Here is a 5,448-nt window from a genome sequence, read left to right on the forward strand (position 1 = left end):
AAAAAAAGGCAAAAGAAGCCCCGTGGTTGGCTAATTACTTACATTATACTTTCAAGTATGGCGTTTTTTTATTCTAAACACTTAATAACCGCGATTCAGTTGCTTTTAAACCGCAACTAATCTAAATTATAAACGTTAAGAAATTTACTAAACAGAAAAAAAGGCAAAAGAAACCCTAGGGTAGCTAGTTATTCACTATCCATTTTTTAAGTTGGCGTTTTTTAATGTTTTAAATGCTTTATAAGCGTATTTCAGCTTTTGTAGGTCAAAACCCGGAAATTTGATAAAGACATAAGGTGCACATAGTGCAAAAAATTAAATATGAGACGCCAGATACGTTGAGTTTTTTTGTCATTTAATCTGTACAGAGAAGATAAATAAATAGCTTCAGTTTCATGATAAGGGCGCTGGCGAGGTTTGTCAAGGAAGTTTTTTGTTTCTGTGGGCTACCTGGATGACAGGATTGCTCTTGAATTTGTATAGCTACATTGTCGGTAAATCCAAATTGCTTTAGTTATAGAAATAAATTTCGAGTCAGATGTGTATAAATTCTATATAATTTTTATCCTACTACTAATTTAACAAGATGGATCATATAGATATTATAAAATCAAAATTATTATTATCCGACCTAGTAGGTAAAAAAGTCAGATTAATAAAAAGAGGAGATAGTTTTGTTGGGCTCTGTCCATTTCATAACGAAAAAACCCCATCTTTTTCGGTGAGCAATACTAAGGGGTTATATTACTGTTTTGGTTGCTTGGCTAGTGGTGATGCATTTGAATTTATTTCACAAACTGAAGGATTAAGCTTTAAAGAAGCATTGGAAAAATTAGCATCGGTTACAGGTGTTGAACTGCCCAAAAATCTTAGTATTACAAAAGAGGACAATAAACTATTTTTAGCGCTTGATTTAGCTGCAAATTGGTTTGCACAAAAAAATCAAGGTGTTGTAGATTATTTAAAGCAGCGTAAGATTTTACCTAAAATCATAGATAAATTTAAGATAGGTTATGCACCAAGCTCTGGTTTGAAAGAGTATTTAAACTCTTCAGGTATTGAAGACAAAATTTTAATTGATATTGGATTAGTAAACAAAAATTTTCATGATTATTTTTATGACCGGCTGATATTTCCTATACAGAGCATTGCAGGGAGAGTTATTGGTTTTGGCGGACGTGCGCTAAGTTCTGAGCAACAGCCGAAATATTTAAACAGTCCAGAGAGTCAGCTCTTCAAGAAGAGGGAGAATTTATACGGATTAAACTTTGCTTTAAGCGAAATACGTAAAAAACAGCACATACTCGTTGTTGAAGGATATATGGACGCTATAGCGCTACATCAAGCGGGAATTAGTAATGCAGTTGCTCCGCTTGGTACCGCAATTTCTGCAGAACAGATAAAAAATCTATGGAGATTTGCTAAAGAAATCTCCATCTGTATGGATGGCGATAGTGCTGGACGTCATGCTGCTACTCGAGTTGCAGAACTTGCTCTGCTAATATTAGAGCCTGGATACACGTTAAAGTTTGTGACTTTGCCGAGTAATAAAGATCCATACGATATATGTAACGAACTGGAATACAAGAAAGAAGACGTGTTGACTGCTCTTGACCATTCAACAAAACTGCATTCTGAATATTTATGGCATCACATAATCGATAGCAATTTGCAAAATTATGAAAAACTTGCTCCGGAAAAATATTCAATTCTTGAGCACAAGTTCATGGAATATGTAAATACTATTAGCAACAGCAGTATTAGAAGGTATTACAGAGATTATTTTTACAATAAGGCTAGTGAACTAAGAAGTAGCTTCAAAAAACAGATTTTTAATAGTAAAACTAGAGCAACAAAAGGTGAGTATCTTCATAACAAGTCTCCAGAGCTAATTGAAGCAGAGCAAAATCAGGCCGTAATTTTGCGTATAGCCGTAGAATTTCCTGAAATCTTGAACCGTCCTATATTTTTTGAGCAATTTTCTCATTTTGAATTTACTAATGAGATGAAAAGATTACAACAGCGTATAATTGATGTAATAAGTAACAAAAGCAACCTCGATAAAGAGGCTTTGTTACAAGAATTGAAACAGTTTAACGTTATAAAGTATGTATTTGAAAAAACTAGTGTACTAAATAGCCAACTGAACGAGAGAAAATCTGCAGAAATTGTGTGGAATAATATAGTGTTACTAAAAGAGTTAAATGCATTACGAAAAGAAAGAACCGAAGCGAGGCTGAGCGGTAATCTTGACTTAGAGGAAAGGTTGATAGAACAAATAAAGCAAATAGAAAGCAGTATACAAGAAATGCAAATGGAGTTTATTGAAAAGTAGATATCGTCTCGTTAGTCAACAAGAAAATTACAAAATAAGACAATATTTTACATAAGATTGAAATTTTTAACTAATTAAGCCTTCCTCTAACAGCTTTGCCCTGTAGTTTTTGATATGGTTAGGATCACTTGAAAATGTATAATTTTTGTAGTTAGCTCTGCTGTGCATATAAAGTTTACTATTGACTTTTATCACATTATCTCACATTATCTCACATAATATGCATGTGAGAAGAATATGAACTGGAAGAATTTTCGTCTTAGTACGCGTCTCAACCTAGAAGGGCCTGTAATTGAGCAAGTGTACGAGTTAATTACTGCAGTTGATAGTGTTAAAAATAGCTGGCAGATAACGAAAAAACTACTACCACAAACAATTGAAAGATTAACTCATTCAGTTATTGTTACATCTTCTGGCGCTTCTAACCGTATTGAAGGAAATCGTCTAACCGATAAAGAAGTTGAGGATCTATATAAAAACCTACGTGTCAAAAAATTTAAAAATAGAGATGAGCAAGAAATTGCTGGCTACTTAGAAATGCTTACACTAATATTTCATGATTATACGGATATTCCAATTAGTGAGTCATCAATATTGCACATTAACAACCAGATGCTACTTTATAGTGAAAAAGATTTGTATCATAGAGGAAAATACAAAGCAAGTTCTAATAGAGTTGAGGCAAAAGATCAGAATGGAAAAGTTGTTGGTATAATTTTTGATCCCACACCACCTTACCTTGTTAGAAAGGAAGTACAAGAGCTTATTGATTGGTATCACTGGTCCTTAAATAATAAATTTAAGCATCCTCTTATTATTATTGCTAACTTTGTTTTTGAGTATCTGGCAATACACCCTTTTCAAGATGGGAATGGCAGAACTAGTAGATTGATGACTAATTTAATGCTGTTGCAGCAGGGTTATGATTTTGTATCTATTGTATCACATGAAAAGATAATTGAAACTAACAAACTTGATTACTATTTAGCGCTTAATAAAACACAAAGTAGCTGGAAAAGTGGCAAAGAAGATATTTCCCCGTGGTTAATATTTTTTCTTAATGTACTCAAAACGCAAGCAAATGAGGCGCATTATATTCTTGAGAGGGAGAATACTGAATATTTATTATCAAGAAAACAATTGTTCTTCTGGGAATGGGCACTTAGCCTTGCAGATAAAGAATTTAGTAGAAAAGATGCTATAGAAGCTCTAGGATTTCCTCCAAGAACAGTAGAGGCAATTACAAAGAAACTGCTAGGGATGAAATACTTACAGCGTCTTGGAGAAGGCAAAGCCACTAGATATAAAGTTATTATTTAAAAGTTTTAGTATGTTTTTCGAGATTTTTTTAAATCCAGTCTTATGCACAACTTTGTTTGCAATTTTATTCGATTAAAAATTGCATTTTAGCAATAAAAAACTTACTTATTGTAGGAAAATCTTGTGTTTGTTCTCATATAAAACTATTTATGGAGTGACAATGGTACATGTATTATACTTACATTTCTGATTCGAAAATTTATGCAGTTGTTTCTAACAAGATTGATCAACAAATTCTATTGTTTAAAGATGAGAAATAAAGTAATCATCATTTCCAGTATTGCTTTTATTCTACTGTTTTTTATCAGCAGTGCATTTTTAAAAAAAGATCAGGCGGTTCATAGCGATAATGCAACTAGTAGCTTTTCAGTAAAAACTCAAGAATGTGCGCCGCAAAACCGCACTATATATTTAAATTTTTCTGATACAGTAAATCCCTTACATAGAGCTAGCCTTGTCTCAAAAATAAGTGGTAAGATTATTGCTATTTATTTACCTGATGGTGAAAAGGTAAAAAGAGATGATGTAGTGTTAAAGATAGAAGATTATGACAGGATTGAGCAAGCTCAGAAAGCCAAAGCTTTATTAAAGCAGCGTGAAATTGAGTATGATTCCTCTCACAAACTGAATAAAAAAGGCTATGGGGCACAAATACAAGTAGAAGCAGCTTTTACTGCGTTACAAAGTGCAAAAGCTGACCTAAAAAGGCTAGAATTGGATTTAGAAAATACTGCAGTCACATCTCCTATAGATGGTTATATTGATAAAATCAATGCAAACGAAGGGGATTTTGTTAATGCTGGGCAAAAAATAGCTGACGTGGTTAATTTCGATCAAATTCTTGTAGTGTTATACGTTTCGGAAAATGAAGTAAATAAAATAGAGCTAGGCAGCACAGCTCAAATTAATTTGCTGGACGGAAAAGAATTGGCAGGTGAAGTAAGTTTTATTAGTAAAATTGCTGAGCCTAAAACTGGGTCTTATAGGGTAGAAGTAAAGGTAACTAATAATAAAATGATATCCTTGCAGGGACTAACTGCCAACGTAAGGCTACCTTCAGGCGAAAGATTTGCATATAAAGTTCCTTCTTCAGCCCTGAGCTTAAGTGACGAGGGTGCTCTTGGAATAAAGATTGTTGATGACAATAATTATGTAGTATTTGCACCAATAGAAATTGTTGATCATGAGAGCGATGGGGTTTGGATAGTAGCAAATAACGAAGATAAAACCATAAAGTTAATAGTATTGGGCCACCTATTTGTTAAGCCTGGTGATAAGGTTTAAGACATAAGATCCTTTGACCTTACCCAGAAAAAGTGGAGAGAAAGTGTGGAATGTTTTTTACAAAAAGAATGATGCATCAAATTGTTCTGGAATGCAATAGTTAATAGTGACGTTGTTTGTTATAAAAAATTTCTATGTATTCAAATATTGCAGTTCTAGTTTGTTGAGCAGAGTGTTGTGAAGTATCAATAAGTATTTCTCTTTTCAATGAGCTAAAGAAGCTTTCTGCAACAGAATTGTCGTAACAACAGCCTTTATTACTCATCTATATTCTTTACAGCTAAGAGATATTGATACCCTTGCGCAGTATATTGTGAACCTTGGTCACTGTGCAGCAGTAGATTTTTAACAGGTTTACGCCTATTAATGGCCATTAATAAAGAGTTCATAACCAATTGTTTATTTATTGCACTACTCATTAACTACCATACGTGAGAATTATTGCTGCCAAATATAGCCATCCCTCCTTGGTTTTGATGTAAGTAATCCCATACTTTATTTGGTTGATC

3 protein-coding genes and 1 pseudogene are annotated in these 5,448 nt (G+C 33.3%); 3 read left to right on the forward strand and 1 reads right to left on the reverse strand.

Annotation, left to right across the window (positions count from 1 at the left end):
* Positions 1-586: 586 nt before the first annotated feature.
* The 3 genes from dnaG (at position 587) to OZD64_RS00460 (ending at position 4,939) form a co-directional block, all read left to right on the forward strand.
* Entirely contained in the window at positions 587-2,335 is a 1,749-nt protein-coding gene (gene dnaG, locus OZD64_RS00450; RefSeq protein WP_010082533.1) for a DNA primase, read from the forward strand.
* Positions 2,336-2,572: 237 nt separating this feature from the next.
* On the forward strand, positions 2,573-3,655 hold the full coding sequence (locus tag OZD64_RS00455; protein ID WP_010082532.1) for a Fic family protein: 1,083 nt from the start codon (positions 2,573-2,575) through the stop codon (positions 3,653-3,655).
* A gap of 201 nt (positions 3,656-3,856) precedes the next feature.
* Complete coding sequence (locus OZD64_RS00460; protein ID WP_274999109.1) at positions 3,857-4,939, forward strand: efflux RND transporter periplasmic adaptor subunit; 1,083 nt, start codon at positions 3,857-3,859, stop codon at positions 4,937-4,939.
* A gap of 57 nt (positions 4,940-4,996) precedes the next feature.
* Here OZD64_RS00460 and OZD64_RS06800 read toward each other — a convergent pair.
* Positions 4,997-5,448, reverse strand: a pseudogene (locus OZD64_RS06800) (transposase); the annotation flags it as partial.

The organism is Wolbachia endosymbiont of Drosophila tristis (genome assembly GCF_028981745.1).
Taxonomy (GTDB): domain Bacteria; phylum Pseudomonadota; class Alphaproteobacteria; order Rickettsiales; family Anaplasmataceae; genus Wolbachia; species Wolbachia pipientis.

Coding starts and splice junctions, on each gene's coding strand:
- dnaG (WP_010082533.1), top strand. CDS start 587: ATGGATCATATAGATATTATAAAATCAAAATTATTATTATCCGACCTA.
- OZD64_RS00455 (WP_010082532.1), top strand. CDS start 2,573: ATGAACTGGAAGAATTTTCGTCTTAGTACGCGTCTCAACCTAGAAGGG.
- OZD64_RS00460 (WP_274999109.1), top strand. CDS start 3,857: ATGCAGTTGTTTCTAACAAGATTGATCAACAAATTCTATTGTTTAAAG.